Raw genomic sequence first — 18053 nt, 5'->3', positions numbered from 1 at the left:
CTCACTCGACGGGGCTCGCGAGAGCGTTGAGGGCGGCCGCGGTGATCGCCGACCCGCCGCGACGGCCGGTGACGGTGAGGAATTCGAGATCGTTCCGTTCGGCAAGGGCAGCGCACGACTCGGCGGCGCCGACGAAGCCCACCGGCGCACCCACGATCGCGGCCGGCCGGGGCCAGCCCGCGTCGATCTTGTCGAGCAGGGCGAACAGCGCGGTGGGGGCGTTGCCGATGGCCACCACCGAGCGCTCCAGATCGTCGCGCCAGAACTCCAGTGCGGCAGCGGTTCTGGTGGTGCCCAGTTGCTCGGCGAGCTCGGCAAGGCCGGGCTGACCCAGATGGCAGCGCACCGGATTGTCGGCGGGCAGGCGCTTACGGGTGACGCCCGAAGCGACCATGTTCGCGTCGCAGAGGATCGGCCCGCCGGCCGCGAGTGCGGCCCGGGCCGCGGCGACCACGCCGGGTGTGGCGATCACGTTCGCGGTGAGATCGGTCTGGCCGCAGGCGTGAATCATCCGGACCACCACCGGCTCAAGGTCGGCGGGGAAGGCCGACAGGTCCGATTCGGCCCGGATGGTGGCAAAGGACTGGCGGTAGATGGCCGCACCGTCACGCAGATAGTCGCTCATGGCGCGTTCAGCCTACTTCGGCGTCCCCGGGGGCTGCGCCGAGTACCCGCACCAGCGCATCGGGCGGGCTGCCGCAACCGCGCTCGCAGGCGACCCAGTGCTCGCGTCCGTCGAGGTCGCCGCCGCGGTCGACGTGTTCGCTGAGCAGCCGCCGGACGTCGGTGCGGGCGTTGGCGCAGCCCGGTGCTCCGGTGCAGGCGCTCGCCCGCGTCCACGCCGAGCCGGCATCGAAGATCAGGCCGAGCGGCGCCAGGACCCGGACCACGGTCTCGGCGACACCTTCGGTGAGGTCGGCAATCAGCAGTTCACGGTCCGGGGTGACGATCAGCGGTGCGCCGACGGCGGCGGCGAACTGCGCCTGGCGCGCCGACAGCCGGTGCAGCGGCGTCACCGCGCCCAGCAGCACCCGGCCGTCGTCCTGACCGAACCAGCCGACGCGAGGTCCGACCGGGGCGTCAGCGGGCGGGGCAGCTTTGCCCGGCGCGCCGATACCGGCGAACCGCCGGTGCAGCTCGCGGTGACGGTCGGCCGGCAGGTCGGCGATCCGCCACTCGTCGGTCCGCAGGTCCAGGAAGGCCAGTGCGACGTCGAGCAGGGTGTCCGCAAGGTCGTCGAAGGAGATGGTGCGGCCGGTCCGGTGATCGGCGATCACCAGCTCGGCGCGATCGTCACCGGACCAGAGCCCCACCACGTCGGGCGTCCGGGCCAGGACGTCGCCGCGACCGTCGTCGAGTCCGAACCAGAAGCGTCCGGACAGCTCCTGTGCCCGGTCGCTCGCCCGGAGCACGTCGCCGAGCCGGTCGGCGACCGTCCACAGTTCGGACGTGCCGCCGAGGCGCCCGGTGAGCGGGGAGACGACGATGTTGCGGACCCGGTCGTGGCTGCGGCTCCCGGCCAGTCCGGCAGCGATCATCCGGTCGGCGAAGGTCTCCACGTCGTCCGCGGCGATGCCGCGGACCTGGACGTTGGCCCGGCCGGTGAGTTCGATGTAGCCGTCGCCGAGTTCCTCGGCGGCCAGGGCGAGAGCCTCCAGTCGTGCCGGAGTCAGCACCCCGCCCGGCAGTCGCAGACGGGCGAGCCGACCGTCGGCGGCCTCGTGGGTGGCGAAGACCCCGGGGCAGCGGTCGGTCGGTCTGTTCACCACTCCAGCCTAAGCCCGCCCCGACGGGCGGAGGTGGCCGCACCGGTCCTCCACTATGGTGACACTGACCGATCGACGCGGAAGCCGGTGAGAGTCCGGTGCGGTCGCGCCACTGTGTGGCTTCGGCGGGGCAACCCGGCCGAAGCCGAGTCAGACCCGCGTCGTTCCGGCGGCTCCGTGCCGCCACACCATCGACGCCGGACGCGCCATCCGGCAGGGAGTAGGCCAGGCCCCCGTGATCACACTGCTGTCCACCTCGGACACCGATCTGCGTACCGCCGCCACGTGCGGCGCCGATTTCGCCGTCGCGAACCCAGCACGACTACTGCTCGAGGAGGTGCCGGCGCTGATCGCCGACACCGATCTGGTGGTCGTGCGACTGCTCGGCGGACGACGGGCCTGGGAGGAGGGCCTCGATGCGGTCCTCGCCGGCCCCGCTCCGGTGGTGGTGTTGTCCGGCGAGCTCAACCCGGACCCCGACCTGATGTCGCTGTCGACGGTGCCCGCCGGCGTCGCCGCGCAGGCACACAGCTACTTCGTCGCCGGTGGGCGGGAGAACCTGGCGGCGGTCCACAACTTCCTGTCCGACACCGTGCTGCTGACCGGGCTGGGCTTCGAGCCGCCGGTGGAGACCCCGAACTGGGGTGTGCTGGAGCGCACCGCCGGACAGGTGCCGGCCGAGGAGCCTCGTATCGGAGTGCTCTACTACCGCGCCCAGCATCTGGCCGGCAACACCGAGTACATCGACGCGCTGTGCGGTGCGATCGAGGCCGCCGGAGCCCGCGCCGAAGGGGTCTTCTGCGCTTCCCTGCGCGCGGCGCCCGACGAGCTCATCGAGCAGTTGGGCACCTACGACGCCCTGGTCGTGACCGTCCTGGCCGCCGGCGGCACCACCCCGGCCGCAGCGAGCGCCGGCGGCGACGACGAGGCCTGGAACGTCGAACGCCTCGCGGCCCTGGACATCCCGATCCTGCAGGGACTGTGCCTGACGTCCTCGCGGGACGACTGGGCCGCGAGCGACGACGGCATGTCCCCGCTCGACGTCGCCAGCCAGGTGGCGGTGCCCGAGTTCGACGGCCGAATCATCACCGTGCCGTTCTCGTTCAAGGAATTCGACGACAACGGGCTGCCGTACTACGCGCCCGACGCGGAGCGCTGCGCCCGGGTGGCCGGCATCGCCGTCGCACATGCCCGCCTGCGGTACCTGCAGACGCCGGACACGCGGCTGGGCCTGCTGCTGTCGGCGTATCCGACCAAGCACGCCCGGATCGGCAACGCCGTCGGCCTGGACACCCCGCGCTCGCTGATCCACCTGCTGCGGGCGCTGGCCGCCGCCGGGTACGACCTCGGCGACGAGCCGATCCCGGGGCTGGGGGCCACTCCCGCCGCCGACGACCCCGATGCGCTGATGCACACCCTCATCGATGCGGGCGGTCAGGACGCCGACTGGCTCACCGAGGAGGCGCTGGCGGCCAATCCGATCCGCGTCGGCGCCGCCGACTACACCGCCTGGTTCGACCGGCTTCCCGACGGCCTGCGCAGCGCCGTCGTCGAACACTGGGGGCCGCCGCCGGGCGAACTGTTCGTCGACCGGTCGGCCGACCCCGACGGCGAGATCGTCATCGCCGCGCTGACCTTCGGCAACGTCGTCCTGCTGGTGCAGCCGCCGCGCGGCTTCGGCGAGAACCCGGTCGCGATCTACCACGACCCGGACCTGCCGCCGAGCCACCACTACCTGGCGAGCTACCGCTGGCTGGCCTCGCGCACCGACCGCGACGGCTGGGGTTTCGGTGCCGACGCCCTGGTGCACATCGGCAAGCACGGCAACCTCGAATGGCTCCCGGGCAAGATGCTGGCCATGTCGGCCGACTGCGGCACCGACGCCGCCCTCGGCGACCTGCCGCTGATCTATCCGTTCCTGGTCAACGATCCGGGGGAGGGCACGCAGGCCAAGCGGCGCGCGCACGCGGTCCTGGTCGATCACCTGATCCCGCCGATGGCGCGGGCGGAGACCTACGGCGACATCAACCGGCTGGAGCAACTGCTCGACGAGCACGCGAACATCTCCGCGCTGGATCCGGCCAAGCTGCCCGCCATCCGGCAGCAGATCTGGACGCTGCTGACCGCCGCGAAGATGGACCACGACCTCGGGCTGACCGAACGCCCCGACGAAGAGGTCTTCGACGACATGCTGCTGCACGTCGACGGCTGGCTGTGCGAGATCAAGGACGCCGCGATCCGCGACGGCCTGCACGTGCTGGGGCAGGCCCCGGACGCCGACATGGAGATCGACCTGGTGCTGGCGATGCTCCGGGCACGACAGCTCTGGGGCGGCAGCCAGACCCTCCCGGGTCTGCGCGAGGCATTGGGGCTCGACGAGGAGTCGTCCCCGCGCCGCGAGGTCGATCGCGTCGAGGCCGTCGCGCGGGAGCTGGTGAGCGCCTGCGCCGCCGGCGACTGGTCGCCCGACGCGGTCGCGGCCGCCGCCGACGGCCATCCCCCCGCAGTCGGGGACATCCTGCGCTTCGCCGGGACCGAGGTGGTGCCGCGACTGCGCGCCACCGACTGCGAGATCGACCGCGTGCTGCACGCCCTGCGCGGCGGCTTCATCCCGGCCGGCCCCAGCGGGTCACCGCTGCGCGGCCTGATCAACGTGCTGCCCACCGGCCGCAACTTCTATTCCGTCGACCCCAAGGCGGTGCCCTCGCAACTGGCCGCCGAGACCGGCCGGGCGCTGGCCGACTCGCTGGTGGAGCGCTACCTGGCCGATCACGGCGAATACCCGAAGTCGGTGGGCCTATCGGTCTGGGGGACCAGCGCCATGCGGACCTCCGGCGACGATGTGGGCGAGGTCCTGGCACTGCTGGGCGTCACCCCGGTCTGGGACGAGGGCTCACGCCGCGTCACCGGCCTGGAGCTGATCGACCAGGCCGAGTTGGGCCGCCCCCGGATCGACGTCACCATCCGCATCTCCGGGTTCTTCCGGGACGCGTTCGCGCACGTGGTCACCATGCTCGACGACGCGGTCGCCCTCGCGGCTGCCGCCGACGAGCCCGACGAGGACAACTACGTCGCCGCGCATGCGCGGGCGGCGCTGGCCGAGCACGGCGACGCCCGCCGGGCCACCACCCGCGTCTTCGGTTCGGCCCCGGGCACCTACGGCGCCGGCCTGCTGCAGTTGATCGACTCGCAGCAGTGGCGCACCGACGAGGATCTGGCCGCCGTCTACACCGAGTGGGGCGGCTACGCCTACGGACGAGGCCTCGACGGCGTGCCGGCCGTCGACGACATGCGGGCCGCCTACCGGCGGATCGCCGTCGCCGCCAAGAACACCGACACCCGCGAGCACGACATCGCCGACTCCGACGACTACTTCCAGTTCCACGGCGGCATGGTGGCCACTGTGCGCGCGCTGACCGGCGAGTCGCCGGAGGCCTACATCGGCGACTCCACCCGCCCGGACACCGTGCGCACGCGCACCCTGTCGGAGGAGACCGCCCGTGTGTTCCGTGCCCGCGTGGTGAATCCGCGCTGGCTGTCGGCCATGCGCCGGCACGGCTACAAGGGCGCCTTCGAGATGGCCGCCACCGTCGACTACCTGTTCGGCTACGACGCCACCACCGACGTGGTCGCCGACTGGATGTACGAGAAGCTCACCGAGCAGTACGTGCTCGACGAAACCAACCGGGAGTTCCTGGAGCAGTCGAACCCGTGGGCCCTGCACGGGATCACCGAGCGGCTGCTGGAGGCCAACGAGCGCAGGATGTGGCGGGAACCACCGCCGGAGCTGATCGAGCAGCTGCGGGCGCTCTACCTGGAGGCCGAAGGGCAGATCGAGGGCCGCCGCGAGGAGTGAGCGGCCGCCCTGAGCCGGTACCGGCGGCGTCCCGGGAGCAAAATCGGGCCGTCGTGCGTTGAACCGGTAAGCAGTCGCACACACGCCCCGCGTGGGAAGGTCGGAAGATGAAGCCCTGGATCGTCGTCGGATACCTCGCAGTGGAGATCGCCGCCTTCTGGGCGATGGTCCACTTCCTCGGCTGGGGCTGGGCGATCCTGATCACGATCGCCGCCTCGGCCATCGGGTTCGCCGTGCTCGGCCGGCGCGCCCGGGAGATCTTCTCCGCCGCCCGCGCGCCGCAGCCCGAGGGCGCCTCGCCGGGCCGGACGCTCACCGATTCGGCGCTGTTCGCCGGTGCCGCCCTGCTGACCATCCTCCCGGGCATCGTCAGCACCGTTCTGGGACTGATCCTGCTGGCCGGTCCGGTGCGCCGCCGGCTGCGCCCGGTGGTCGCGATGGCGGCCACCCGCCGGGCGAGCCTGCTCGCCGAGCGCGTCACCATCGTCGGGATGACCCCGCGCGGGTACGTCGACGGTGACGTGGTGGACGACGGCCGCGCCGAGGGCAGCGTGGTGGTCGACACCACCATCCGCAATCCCGACGGCACCATCTACGTGGACCGCCCAGCACTGCCTCCGACCTTCGACCGCTGAGGGCGCCGCGGACCTGCCCGCGGCGGTCCGCCCGGACCGGAGTGAGAGACTGTCAGCGTGACTACGCAGCTCCTTCTCGGCGGCATCGTCTATTCCTCTCCCGCCACGCCCGACGCGACCGCTCTCGCCATCACCGACGGCACCGTGGTGTGGGTGGGCTCCGACGACGTCGGACGTGCACTCCACCCCGATGCGGAGATCGTGGACCTGGGCGGACGCTTCGTCAGCCCTGCCTTCGTCGACTCCCACGTCCACCTCACCGACACCGGTCTGGCCCTGGGCGGTCTGGACCTGTCGGCGGTGACCAGCAGGTCGCAGTGCCTGCGCGAGCTGTCCGCCTACGTGGCCGCCTACCCCGACGAGGACGTGATCTGGGGAATGGGCTGGGACGACTCCGCCTGGGTCGAGGCCGGCCCGGGGGAGGACGTCGCGCCGTCGACCGCCGACCTGGACGCCGTCGCCGGCCCGCGGCCGGTCTATCTGGCCCGGATCGACGAGCACTCGGCGGCCGCCTCGTCGGCGCTGCGCGAGAGCGTCGACGGTCTGGCCGGTGAGGCCGGCTACGACCCGCAGCGTCCGCTGGTCGCCGCAGCGCACCATCGTGTGCGCGGGGTGGCGCGCGGGCTGATCACGCCGGCCGGCCGCCGCCGCGCCCAGCAGCGCGCCCTCGACCACGCCGCCGCCCACGGCGTCGCCGCCGTGCACGAGAACGGCGGCCCCGACATCAGCGGGATCGACGACTTCCGCTCCCTCGCCGAGCTGGACCACAAGGTCCGGGTGCGCCGCTACTGGGGACAGTGCGTGACCACCGCCGACGAGGCCCGCGCGGTGGTGGCCGACACCGGCGCGCACGCGATCGGCGGTGACCTCTTCGTCGACGGCGCACTGGGCTCGCACACGGCGCTGCTGTCGCAGCCCTACACCGACGACCCGCACACCTGCGGAGTCGGCTACCTCGATCTGGACCAGGTACGGGCCCATCTGCGCGCGACCACCCAGGCCGGGATCCAGGCCGGATTCCACGTCATCGGCGACGCGGCCGCCGCGATGGTGGCGACCGCGATGGCCGAGGTGGCCGACGAGCTCGGTACCCCGGCGCTCGCACGCTGCGTGCACCGCCTGGAACACGCCGAGATGGTGACCGCGGCCCAGGCCGAGCTGTTCGCCCGGTGCGGGGTGGTGGCGAGCATGCAGCCGCTCTTCGACGCCGCCTGGGGCGGTCCCGGCCGACTGTACGAGCAGCGGCTGGGGGAACGCGGCGACGGCCTGAACGACTTCGCGGCGCTCGCGAAAGCGGGTGTGGCGCTGGCCTTCTCCAGTGACGCACCGGTCTGCCCGATCGACCCGTGGGCCACGGTGCGGGCCGCGGCGCACCACAACAATCCGGCGAGCGCGATCTCACCGCGTGCCGCGTTCGCGGCCGCCACACGCGGCGGCTGGCGGGCCGGCGGCATCAACGACGGCCTCACCGGCACCCTGGTGCCCGGCGCGCCCGCTCACTACGCGGTGTGGGAGATCGACGACCTGGTGGTGGCCGCGTCCAGCAGCGATGTGCAGCGCTGGTCCACCGATCCGCGGTCGCGGGTGCCCGGGCTGCCGGACGTGGCTCCCGGGGCGCGGCTTCCGCAGTGCGTGCAGACCGCGGTCGCCGGCGAAGTGATCTATTCGCGAGACGATCGGTGAGGTCGGCGTCGCTGCTGCGCGCCGCCGCGGCGGCGATCGGCGGGGGTCTGGCGTACGCGGCGTTCCCGCCGCTGGGCCTGTGGCCGCTCACCCCGGTCGTCCTCGGGATCCTGTACGCCTGCCTGACCGTCGGCCGCCCTCGTGTGCGCACCGGGGCCCTGGTCGGCTTCGTCTTCGGCTTGGCCTTCTTCCTGCCGCTGCTGCCGTGGATCGGCGAGTTCGTGGGGGCCGTCCCGTGGGTGGCGCTCTCGGTGGTCATGGCCGCGTATCTGGCGCTGTTCGGCGCGATGGCGACGGTCACGATGCGCGCCCGCGCGTCACGGCGCGCGGGGGAAACGGCCGCCGGGGGAGTGTCGGCGGCGGCGCCGCTGTGGTTCGCGCTGTGCTGGGTGGCCGTGGAATGGCTGCGGTCGTCCTTCCCGTTCGGCGGATTCCCCTGGGGTGCGGCGGCCTTCAGCCAGAATCAGGGCTTCTTCCTCCCGGTCGCGCGCTGGCTCGGAGTGCCCGGACTGTCCTTCACGGTCGCCCTGGTGGGCGCCGGGATCGCCGCCCTGGTCATCGCGCTCGTCCAGCGGCCCGCGACGGCGGTCGCGCTCGGCTCGGCAGCGGCCTGCGCCGTGGTTCCGGCGGCCCTCGCCGGGATCGCGATGGGCACCGCACCGGCGCCGGAGGGCGGGGACACCATTCGCGTCGCGGCCATCCAGGGGAACGTGCCCCGGCTGGGTCTGGACTTCAATCAGCAGCGCCGCGCCGTCCTGGACAACCACTTCCGCGAGACCCTGCGGCTGGCCGAGGACGTCGACTCGGGGAAGCGGGCGAGACCGGACCTGATCCTGTGGCCGGAGAACGCCTCGGACATCTCGCCGCTGGACAACGCCGATGCCGCCCGGGTGATCCGAAGCGCCGTCTCGGCCACCGGCATCCCGATCGTCTTCGGGACGCTGCTCTACGGGCCGGACGGGCGCCCCACCAACACGGTGCTGGTGTGGGAGACGCAGAACTCGCTGGCCGCGCCGGAGCCCGCCGACCGCTACGACAAGCACATCATCCAGCCCTTCGGCGAATACCTCCCGTGGCGCGGCTTCTTCTCCAAGTTCTCCTCGTACGCCGACCGGGCGGGCGACTTCCGCGCCGGTACCGGGCCGGCCGTGGTCGACGTGAACACCCCGGCGGGCGCCGTCGTCCTCGGCGTCTCCACGTGCTGGGAGGTCGCCTTCGACAGGTCGCCGCGCCAGGCGGTGGGCGACGGTGCACAGCTGCTGTTCGTGCCGACCAACAATGCGACCTTCGGTCACACCGACATGACCTACCAGCAGCTGGCGATGTCCCAGGTCCGGGCCGTCGAGACCGGCCGGGCGGTGGCGGTGGCCGCCACCAGCGGCGTCAGCGCCCTCATCGATCCTGCCGGCCGGGTCCTGACCAACAGCGAGATCTTCAGTCCGGCGATCCTGGAGGCGGAGCTGCCGCTGCGCACCGGGACCACCCCGGCGGTGACGCTGGGGCCGTGGCCGCAGTTGTTCGCGGTCCTCTGCGCGGTGGGCGGGTTTTTGTACGCCCTGCGCCGACATACTAGGTTCGATACGTTCACGTTCAGCCGACGTGGCACAGCAGCAGACGAGGGGACACCATGAGCGGAAGCCCGCAGGGAGCCGAGCAGGTGGTCGGCGAGCAGGGTGCCGGCGGGCTGGTCGTGATCCCGACCTTCAACGAGCGGGAGAACCTGCCGCTGATCGTCGGGCGGCTTCTGGACTCGCTGAGCGACATCCACGTCCTGGTGGTCGACGACTCCAGTCCGGACGGGACCGGCGAGATCGCCGACGAGCTCGCCGCCGACGACGCGGCCGGACGCATCCACGTCCTGCATCGCACGGCCAAGGACGGGCTCGGCAAGGCGTACCTCGCCGGATTCGCCTGGGGGCTGGACCACGACTACCCGGTGATCATCGAGATGGACGCCGACGGCAGCCACGCGCCCGAGCAACTGCATCGCCTGCTGGCCAAGATCAACGACGGCGCGGACCTGGTGATCGGCTCACGCTATGTGCCCGGAGGCGAACTGGTGAACTGGCCCAAGCGCCGGGAGATCCTGTCCAAGGGCGCCAACACCTATGCGCGACTGGCGCTGGGCAGCAGGATCCGCGACATCACCGCCGGCTACCGCGCCTACCGGGCGCCGGTCTTGCGGGCGATCGGCCTGGACGAGGTGGAATCGGCCGGTTACTGCTTCCAGATCGATCTGGCCTGGCGCACCATCCAGCAGGGATTCACCGTCCGCGAGGTGCCGATCACGTTCACCGAACGCGAGATCGGCGAGTCCAAGATGGACGGCGGCGTGATCGCCGAGTCGTTCTTCAACGTGGCCCGGTGGGGATGGCAGGGCCGCACCGCCCGCTTCCGTCACTGACCTGCAGGCAGAACTCTGCAGACAGACCCCTGTAGGAAGAACGAAGCTCCCGGACCTATCGGTCCGGGAGCTTGTTCGTCTCTGGCCGCCCGGCGGTCGGGCGAGTCTAGGCCGAGCCGCCGCGGCGCCGAGCGCGCAGCAGGTCGAGCCGCTCGGCCAGCAGCACGTCGAGTTCTTCTTCGGAGCGACGCTCGAGCAGCATGTCCCAGTGGGTACGCGGGGGCTTGCCCTTCTTCTCCTCGGGCTCGGCGCCTTCGAGGATGGTGCCCTCCATGCCGTTCTTGCACGGCCACTTCGAAGGGACCTCGGCGTCGTCGGCGAAGGGGATGTCGAAGATCTCGCCGTTGTCGGTGCGGTACTGCACGATCCGGCGCGGTGCCAGATCGTGGTCGCGGTCGGTCTCGTAGCTCACCGCACCCAGGCGGCTTCCACGGAGTACTCGATCAGCCATGTGGCGCAATTCCCTTCACTTCAGGTCAACATGTCCATCTTACGCGTCGCTCGGGCGCGGGGCACCCGTGCGCCGGTGCCGGGCGTCGTCGACGATGCACGGTAACGTCTGGGCGTGCCCGAATCGACGAGGCGGCAGCGGCCGTACGCCTGCGCGTGGTGCGGCCGCGAAATGGTCGACTCCGATCGCGGCCGTCACCGGAAGTACTGCAAACGATCGTGCCGGCAGCGCGCCTATGAACAGAGAACGCTCACCGAGGGCACGGCTATTCCCGCGGACGCCCTGATCCTGTCGCCGGACGAGGTCACCGCGCTCGGGGACCGGATGTTCGCGCTGCGCTGCGCGGCCGAGGATCTGGCGACCGCTCTGGACGAAGGTGAGGACCGCGACGGGCTGACGGCGCTGTCCACCGAACTGGTGCGGCTCGCGAAGGAAGCCGAGCGCCTGCGATGATCGTCCGCACCTTCGCGCTGTCGGTCTTGATCACGCTCGCCTCGCTGGTGGTCGCCTTCGTCTACGGCGGGTGGAGCGGACTGTTCATCTGCACCATCCTGGGCATCCTGGAGATCTCACTCTCCTTCGACAACGCCGTGATGAATGCGACGGTGCTCGAGCGGATGTCGGCGTTCTGGCAGCGGATCTTCCTGACCATCGGCGTGCTGATCGCGGTCTTCGGCATGCGGGTGTTGTTCCCGCTGGTGATCGTGTGGGCCACCGCCGGACTGAACCCGGCGCAAGCTCTGGACCTGGCGCTCAACCCGCCGAATCCGGAGACCCCGGACAATCCGAGCTACGCCACCATCATGACCGAGGCGCATCCGCAGATCGCCGCGCTCGGCGGGATGTTCCTGCTGCTGATCTTCCTGGACTACGCCTTCGACGGTGAACGTGAGTTCTGGGGCCGCTTCGTCGAGCACGGCCTGGCCCGGTTCGGCCGGATCAAGCACGCCGCCGTGATCGTCGCCCTGGCCGTGCTGCTGACCGCCGGGGCCGTCACCGATGCCGAGGAACGGGGCACGGTGCTGGTGGCCGGCCTGGTCGGCATGCTGGCGTATCTGACGATTCAGGGACTCACCTCGCTCTTCGACACCGGCGATCCGGCTCCGGCCGAGTCCGCCGACCAGGTGGACACCGCCGGGAACCCATCCGGGAAGGGGACGCGCCGGACACCGGTCGTGGTGGCCGGCAAGGCCGCCTTCATGCTGTTCCTCTACCTGGAGATGCTCGACGCCTCGTTCTCCTTCGACGGGGTGGTCGGCGCCTTCGCGATCACGTCCGATCCGATCCTGATCGCACTGGGCCTGGGCTTCATCGGGGCGATGTTCGTGCGTTCGCTCACTGTCTACCTGGTGCGCGCCGGCACGCTGAACGAATACCGGTACCTGGAGAACGGTGCGCACTGGGCGATCGGCGCACTGGCCACGATTCTGCTGATCAGCCTGAAAACCGAGGTCAATGAGGTGATCTCGGGCCTGGTCGGTATCGCCTTCATCGGTGCCGCCATGGTTTCGAGCATCCGCGCCAACCGGGCCGAGCAGCGTGCGAGACACGACGCAGAGCACGCGGACGCGACCTAGGCCTGGCCTAGAATCGGCAGTTGTGAAGCCTGGACCCGGCGGAGACGACGACGCACCGCAGACGCCGCCGAGCGATGCGGTGGTCCCACTGGGGCCCGTGGCGCCGAGTCAGTCGCCGCTGCAGCGGGCCGGAGAACTGCTGGCCTGGACCGATGCGAGTGCCCCGCTGGTCCGGGCCGCCCAGTTCGCCCGCGGCCTGACACCGCCGGATCCGCTGTCCGGTCGGTCGACCACCCTGGACCGGCTGGCCCGGGCGATCGAAGACGTCAATGCCGAACGGCCCAGCGCCGTGCGCGAGCTCGGGCTCGCCACGGTCGGGGTGTGGCGGGCGATGAGCCGGCGCCGCCTGCCCGATTCCACCGAGCCGACCCCGGTGACCATCCTGTTCACCGACCTGGTCGACTTCTCCCGGTGGGCCCTGCGCGCCGGCGACGATCAGGTCCTGGAGCTGCTCAACGCCGTCAACGACGTCAGTGAGCGGGTGATCAGCGACCGAGGCGGTCACGTGGTCAAGTCCCTCGGCGACGGGATGATGGCGGTCTTCGTCGACGGCCGCGAGGCGATCGAAGCGGCGCACGAGGCCACCGACGCGGTCAGTGCCATCCGGCTGGCCTCCTACCGGCCCGCGCTGCGCGCGGGAGTCCACACCGGGGCGCCGCGCGCCGTGGGCGACGACTTCCTGGGGGTGGACGTGAACATCGCGGCGCGGGTGTGTGCGGCGGCCGGCGCCGGCGAGGTCTACGCCAGCGCCCCCACGCTGGAGTTGGCCGGCACCGACGGCTATGTGGTGCGGCGCAAACGATTCCGGGCGAAAGGTGTGCCGAAGGAGCTCCAGGTGTTCCGCGTGGTGCCCCGCTACGAGCCCGAGCAGGATCGGCCGCACCGGGGATGAACCACGGCTTCGACGACGACGAACTCGAGGCCTACTTCCAGATTATCGAGGAGCGGACCGCTGCCGCCGACCGTCCCGCGCGCCGGCGGCGACCCCGGGTGACCTACCGGCCGCCGGTCTGTCCGACACCCGAGAAGATCGCCTATCCGACCCGGGACGCCGTGACGGCCGCGATCCTGGCGATCTCGGCCGCGCCCCGGGCCACGCCGTCACTGGGTTCCTACGAATGCGAATGCGGGGCCTGGCACCTCACCCGGACGGCGCGCGGCTGACCCGTCGGCAGGTCCGGGAGACGACGAAGACCCCCGACCGGCGGTCGGGGGTCTTCGGGGTCGTTTCGCGTGTCAGGCGGCGCGGCGTGGAGTGCCGAGCACTCCGACGGGCGAGTGCGTGACCTGCAGGCTCAGGCGCTCTGCCGCACTCATGCGCAGACGCGCGTTCAGGCGGCGTGAGTAGCCGCGAATCTTCGACGTGAGATCGGGACTTGTGCGATCGGGCATGTAGTCCTCCTCCTTTGATCGTTTCTCGTCCACTCATTTGTAACCAAAAGTACAGGTGAAGTCAAGCTGCGTTGGCTGCCAGTTCACTTTCCGTTCATTTATCGCCGGCGATGGTGAACTGCAGAGAGTCCGCGTCGAAGCGGAGGCGGCCGCGGTCGAAGGCCGCGCCGATCTCGCCGGCGACGAGGCCCGGCGGCCCGGTGACCAGCCGCCCGTCACCGGGCAGCAGCCACACCTCGTCGGCCAGCCGGAGCGCCAATTCCAGCTCGTGGGTGGACACCAGCACCGCCAGATCCTGTTCGCGGGCCAGACGGGCCAGCAGGTCCAGGAGCTCCACCCTCGACGGGACGTCCAAGAACGACGTCGGCTCGTCCAGGATCAGCAGCCGGGGTTGCTGGGCGAGGGCACGGGCGGTCATCACGCGCTGGCGCTGACCGTCGGACAGTTCGCCGCCGAGCCGCCCGGCCAGAGCGGCGGTGCCGGTCACCTCGAGCGCCCACTGGACGACGGCGTGGTCGTCGGCCGTCATCCGCGCCGACACGCCGAGGTGCGGGGTGCGTCCCAGTGCCACGATCTCGCGCACGCTGAGGAAACCGGGGTCGACGCGTTCGGTCAGCACCACGGCCACCGAGGTGGCCAGTCGGGCCGGCGGGGTGTCGGCCACGTCGCGGCCCTCGATCTCGGTCCGGCCGGCGAGCGCGGGCTGCAATCCGCACACGGTCCTCAGCAGCGTCGACTTGCCCGAGCCGTTGGGCCCGAGTAGTGCGGTGAGCCGCGCCGGAAGGGCCGTCGCGGTCAGCTGCTCGGCCAGGACACGATCGGTTCCGGTGCGTCGCAGTCCCGAGCGGCGCGCCGGATAGCCGATGGACAGATCGCGCAGGGCCAGTCCGGTTCCAGGGGTTCGGTCGACACTCACAGTCCCACCCCCGACAGCCGGCCCCGGCTGGCGCGGACCAGAACCACGATCACCACCGGCGCGCCGAAGAGCGCGGTGACAGCGCCCAGCGGCAAGACTTTGCCGGTGCCCGGCAGCTCGGCGATCACGCCGCAGACCAGCGTCAGTGCGGCGCCGATCAGGAGAGTCGCGGGCATCACCAGCCGGTGGTCGGAACTGCCGACGGCGAACCGTGCCAGATGCGGGACCACCAGTCCCACGAAGCCGATCGGCCCGCAGAAGGCGGTGGTCACGCCGGCGAGGATGGCGGCCGAGACGATGATCGACAGTCTGGTCCGGCCGATGCCGATGCCCATGGAGCGCGCATAGCCCTCACCCAGCAGCAGCGCGTTCAGCGGGCGGATGGTGAGCGCAGCCAGCGCGATCCCGACCACCACCAGCGGCACCATGATCCGCAGATCCTGATAGGTGGAGGCACGGAAGGTGCCCATACCCCATTCCAGGAACTGCTGGGCCAGTTGCGGTTTGGTCATCGTCAGCAGCACCGAGACCGCAGCGGTGCTGACCGAGGCAAGCATCACGCCGACCAGCAACAGCGCCACCGACGACCGCACCCACCGTGACAGGATCGCGATCACCGCCAGTACGATTCCGGCACCGAGGGCGGCGGCGATCACCATGCCGTTGCGCCCCATGCCGGTCAGGCCGCTGGTGAAGCCGCCGGCCGCGGTGCCGCCGAGCAGCACCACCAGCGCCACGCCGAGCGAGGCGCCGGAGCTGGCGCCCAGGATGTAGGGGTCGGCCAGCGGGTTCCGGAACAGGGTCTGCATCTGCATGCCGGCCAGTCCCAGGGCGGCGCCGACGGTGAACGCGGTGATGGTGCGCGGGATCCGGAAATCCAGGACCAGGCCGGCCGCACGCGAGTCGCTGTCGCCGAGCAGGACGGCGGCGGTGTCGCCGAACGGCACCGACGTCGAGCCGAGGAACAGCGACGCGCCCAGCGCCAGGATCACCGCCGCCGCCAGCAGCCCGAACGCCCACCAGGTCCGGCGGCTGCGCCCCGGACCCTCCGCGATCACCGCGCGAGCCTCCGGTAGTAGACGAACTCGTGGTCGGGCAGCAGCTCCGGGTGCAGGATCGCGACGGTGTCGGCCAGCACCAGATCCGGTCGCGCGCTGCCGGATTCGAAGAAGTCGTTGCCGCCGGTCGGGCCCATCGCCAGATTCGCATTCCACACCTGGCCGGAGGACACCGCCGCCAGGTTGCGGTACCGCGGATCCACCTTCAGCACATCGGCGATCGACGTCCACTGGTTGTCCGAGACCAGCCAGATCGGCACGTCACCGGCGCGATCGACCACCTCTTCGAAACTGAGCTGAACCGAGTTGCCGGCGCGGTCGCTCCACGGCCACCGGCCGCCGGCGTCGGTGATCAGTCGGCCGGACGAGCTGTCGGCACCGGGCACGGTCCACGTGCCCTGGAAGTCGGCGCCGTACAGCAGGTCGGTGACCGCTGCCCCGCGCGCCTTCGCGGCGAGATCGTTGTACCGCTCGGCGATGCCGGAGAAGACTTCCTCGGCCTTGGCCGAAGTGTCGGTGAGGACTCCGAGGACTTTGATCCACTCGGCGATCGCCAGCGGACTGGACTCGAGCCAGTCGGCGACGGCCACCACCGGAATGCCGGCGCGCCTCAGCACCGGGTAGGCGCCGTTCTCGGTGCCGTCGGTGAGGACGACGTCGGGCCGCGCAGCCAGCACGCGTTCGGTGTCGACGGTGGCACCGGTGGCGTACTCGGTGACCTTGCCCTCGGAGACGCGGTCACGCACCTGCTGGTTGCTGATCATGGAGGTGTCGGCGGCGCCGGTGAGTGCGTCCAGGACGCCGAGCTCGGTGAACCACGGAAGTTGCGTGGTGGAACCGGAGTAGACGGTCTGCACCGGCACCTCGATGGTCTGGGCGCCGGCCAGGTCACCGGTGAGCTCCGGCGCCGGGGTTCCGCAGCGCACCAGCGCGTAGCTCTCCGGGCTGCCGCCCGGGAACGGCTGGCGCACCGTGAGGACCACGTAGTTCGGGTGATAGTCCAGGGTGAAGTTCTGGGCGTAGTCGACGGTCGCCTTGTCCGGGAAGTAGTCGGTTCCGGCGCTGTAGTCGTCGACGCAGGTGCGCGGGCGGCCCGGATCGTCGGAGGTGGTGCCGCAGCCGGTGAGGATCAGGGCGGTGATGCCCAGGAGCGCCAGCAGTGATCGGAGGCGGCCCCGGGCGGTCACTGGACCAGCTTCGCGAGTCGCTCGACCTCATCGACCGATCCGGGCGAGACCAGCATGGTGGTGACGCCTGCGGCCTCCCAGACCTTGATCTGCTCGCGCACGTGCGCTTCGTCGCCCACGATCGCCGAGTCGTCGACCACGGCGTCGGGGATGATCTGTGCCGCCTCGTCCTTGCGGCCGGTGCGGAACAGTTCGGTCACCTCGTCGACCACCTCGGAGTAGCCCATCCGGCGATAGACCTCGGCGTGGAAGTTGGTGTCTTCGCTGCCCATGCCGCCCATGTACAACGCCAAAAACGGCTTGATCGCGGCGTAGGCGGCGGCCGGATCGTCGGTGAGGACGATCTGGGCGGTCGCGCAGATCTCGAAGGTCTCGCGCGTGTGCCGGGCGCCCGGGCGGGCGAAGCCCTCGTCCAGCCACTCGTTGTAGGTGTCAGCCATGCGCGGGGTGTAGAACAGCGGCAGCCAACCGTCGGCGATCTCCGCGGTGAGCGCGATGTTCTTCGGTCCCTCGGCGCCGAGGAAGACGGGGATGTCCGCGCGCAGCGGGTGCACGATCGGCTTGAGCGGCTTGCCCAGCCCGGTGGCACCCTCACCGGCGTAGGGGAGCCGGTAGTGCGGTCCGTCGCTGGTGACCGGCTCCCGGCGAGCCCAGACCTGACGCATGACGTCGATGTATTCGCGGGTGCGGGCGAGGGGCTTGGCGAACGGCTGGCCGTACCAGCCCTCGACCACCTGCGGACCGGAGACGCCCAGTCCGACGATGTGCCGCCCGCCGGACAGGTGATCCATCGTCAGCGCGGCCATCGCGCAGGCGGTGGGCGTGCGTGCCGACATCTGCAGCACCGAGGTGCCCAGCCGGAGCCGTTCGGTGCGGCTGCCCCACCAGGCGAGGGGGACATAGGCATCCGAGCCCCATGCCTCCGCGGTGAATATCGCATCGAAGCCGAAGGTCTCGGCGGCGTCGACCAGTTCGGCGTGGTTGTGCGGAGGCTGCGCCCCCCAATATCCAAGTTGCAGACCGAGTTTCATACCGACATCCTGACACGCCCACCGAACGGGGCGACCCCGGTCCGGCAACAAGCGCGGACCGGGGTCTCCCGGTGTGCGGGCGGTGGTGGTGCCGCCG

General features: G+C 71.1%; 17 protein-coding genes. 9 read left to right on the top strand and 8 right to left on the bottom strand.

Annotated elements, in window-relative coordinates; genetic code table 11:
- Nucleotide 1: 1 nt before the first annotated feature.
- Nucleotides 2-625 (bottom strand): precorrin-8X methylmutase, encoded by a 624-nt coding sequence (locus tag ABD732_RS15010; RefSeq protein WP_344785161.1) that lies wholly within the window; start codon nucleotides 623-625, stop codon nucleotides 2-4.
- Between the two features lie 7 nt (nucleotides 626-632).
- Complete coding sequence (locus ABD732_RS15005) at nucleotides 633-1766, bottom strand: precorrin-3B synthase (RefSeq protein ID WP_344785159.1); 1134 nt, start codon at nucleotides 1764-1766, stop codon at nucleotides 633-635.
- Nucleotides 1767-2001: 235 nt separating this feature from the next.
- On the opposite strand from ABD732_RS15005, the gene cobN reads away from it, so the two are divergent.
- The 5 genes from cobN to ABD732_RS14980 all read left to right on the top strand — a co-directional run bounded on the left by cobN (nucleotide 2002) and on the right by ABD732_RS14980 (nucleotide 10344).
- Nucleotides 2002-5622, top strand: a complete 3621-nt coding sequence (gene cobN, locus ABD732_RS15000; protein ID WP_344785157.1) for a cobaltochelatase subunit CobN — start codon at nucleotides 2002-2004, stop codon at nucleotides 5620-5622.
- A gap of 107 nt (nucleotides 5623-5729) precedes the next feature.
- The gene (locus ABD732_RS14995) at nucleotides 5730-6257 is read left to right on the top strand and encodes an FxsA family protein (RefSeq protein WP_344785155.1); all 528 of its coding nucleotides are present in this window, start codon (nucleotides 5730-5732) and stop codon (nucleotides 6255-6257) included.
- Between the two features lie 57 nt (nucleotides 6258-6314).
- Complete coding sequence (locus tag ABD732_RS14990; RefSeq protein WP_344785153.1) at nucleotides 6315-7940, top strand: amidohydrolase; 1626 nt, start codon at nucleotides 6315-6317, stop codon at nucleotides 7938-7940.
- Nucleotides 7937-9571: an apolipoprotein N-acyltransferase gene (gene lnt / locus ABD732_RS14985; RefSeq protein WP_344785151.1), complete on the top strand. Its 1635-nt coding sequence runs from the start codon at nucleotides 7937-7939 to the stop codon at nucleotides 9569-9571. The genes ABD732_RS14990 and lnt overlap by 4 nt, the downstream gene beginning before the upstream one ends.
- Nucleotides 9568-10344: a polyprenol monophosphomannose synthase gene (locus ABD732_RS14980; protein ID WP_344785149.1), complete on the top strand. Its 777-nt coding sequence runs from the start codon at nucleotides 9568-9570 to the stop codon at nucleotides 10342-10344. The genes lnt and ABD732_RS14980 overlap by 4 nt, the downstream gene beginning before the upstream one ends.
- A gap of 106 nt (nucleotides 10345-10450) precedes the next feature.
- Here the strand turns inward: ABD732_RS14980 and ABD732_RS14975 are convergent, their stop codons facing one another.
- Nucleotides 10451-10795 (bottom strand): RNA polymerase-binding protein RbpA, encoded by a 345-nt coding sequence (locus ABD732_RS14975; RefSeq protein WP_344785147.1) that lies wholly within the window; start codon nucleotides 10793-10795, stop codon nucleotides 10451-10453.
- A gap of 171 nt (nucleotides 10796-10966) precedes the next feature.
- Between ABD732_RS14975 and ABD732_RS14970 the strand changes: the two genes are divergently transcribed.
- Genes ABD732_RS14970 through ABD732_RS14955 form a run of 4 tightly spaced genes read left to right on the top strand, consistent with a single transcriptional unit; the run spans nucleotide 10967 to nucleotide 13536 of the window.
- Nucleotides 10967-11248 (top strand): hypothetical protein, encoded by a 282-nt coding sequence (locus ABD732_RS14970; protein ID WP_344785418.1) that lies wholly within the window; start codon nucleotides 10967-10969, stop codon nucleotides 11246-11248.
- Nucleotides 11245-12372 (top strand): DUF475 domain-containing protein, encoded by a 1128-nt coding sequence (locus tag ABD732_RS14965; RefSeq protein ID WP_344785145.1) that lies wholly within the window; start codon nucleotides 11245-11247, stop codon nucleotides 12370-12372. Before ABD732_RS14970 ends, ABD732_RS14965 begins: the two co-directional genes overlap by 4 nt.
- Before the next feature lie 22 nt (nucleotides 12373-12394).
- Nucleotides 12395-13264, top strand: a complete 870-nt coding sequence (locus tag ABD732_RS14960) for an adenylate/guanylate cyclase domain-containing protein (RefSeq protein ID WP_425553062.1) — start codon at nucleotides 12395-12397, stop codon at nucleotides 13262-13264.
- Complete coding sequence (locus ABD732_RS14955) at nucleotides 13261-13536, top strand: hypothetical protein (RefSeq protein WP_344785143.1); 276 nt, start codon at nucleotides 13261-13263, stop codon at nucleotides 13534-13536. Before ABD732_RS14960 ends, ABD732_RS14955 begins: the two co-directional genes overlap by 4 nt.
- 72 nt (nucleotides 13537-13608) lie before the next feature.
- Here ABD732_RS14955 and ABD732_RS14950 read toward each other — a convergent pair whose 3' ends face one another.
- The 5 genes from ABD732_RS14950 to ABD732_RS14930 all read right to left on the bottom strand — a co-directional run bounded on the left by ABD732_RS14950 (nucleotide 13609) and on the right by ABD732_RS14930 (nucleotide 17956).
- A complete protein-coding gene (locus ABD732_RS14950; protein WP_344785141.1) occupies nucleotides 13609-13764 on the bottom strand; it encodes a hypothetical protein in 156 nt (51 codons plus the stop codon).
- A 94-nt stretch (nucleotides 13765-13858) separates the two neighbouring features.
- Nucleotides 13859-14680, bottom strand: a complete 822-nt coding sequence (locus ABD732_RS14945; RefSeq protein ID WP_344785139.1) for an ABC transporter ATP-binding protein — start codon at nucleotides 14678-14680, stop codon at nucleotides 13859-13861.
- A complete protein-coding gene (locus ABD732_RS14940) occupies nucleotides 14677-15738 on the bottom strand; it encodes a FecCD family ABC transporter permease (protein ID WP_344785137.1) in 1062 nt (353 codons plus the stop codon). Before ABD732_RS14940 ends, ABD732_RS14945 begins: the two co-directional genes overlap by 4 nt.
- Complete coding sequence (locus ABD732_RS14935) at nucleotides 15735-16925, bottom strand: ABC transporter substrate-binding protein (protein ID WP_344785135.1); 1191 nt, start codon at nucleotides 16923-16925, stop codon at nucleotides 15735-15737. The genes ABD732_RS14940 and ABD732_RS14935 overlap by 4 nt, the downstream gene beginning before the upstream one ends.
- Nucleotides 16922-17956 carry an LLM class F420-dependent oxidoreductase gene (locus ABD732_RS14930; RefSeq protein ID WP_344785133.1) on the bottom strand — a complete coding sequence of 345 codons (1035 nt, stop codon included), beginning with the start codon at nucleotides 17954-17956 and terminating at the stop codon, nucleotides 16922-16924. The genes ABD732_RS14935 and ABD732_RS14930 overlap by 4 nt, the downstream gene beginning before the upstream one ends.
- Nucleotides 17957-18053 lie beyond the last annotated feature (97 nt).

The organism is Gordonia caeni, from assembly GCF_039537105.1.
GTDB classification, from domain to species: Bacteria; Actinomycetota; Actinomycetes; order Mycobacteriales; family Mycobacteriaceae; genus Gordonia; species Gordonia caeni.
Note: the sequence above shows the minus strand (reverse complement) of the source record. Positions and strands in the feature narration are given on the sequence as shown.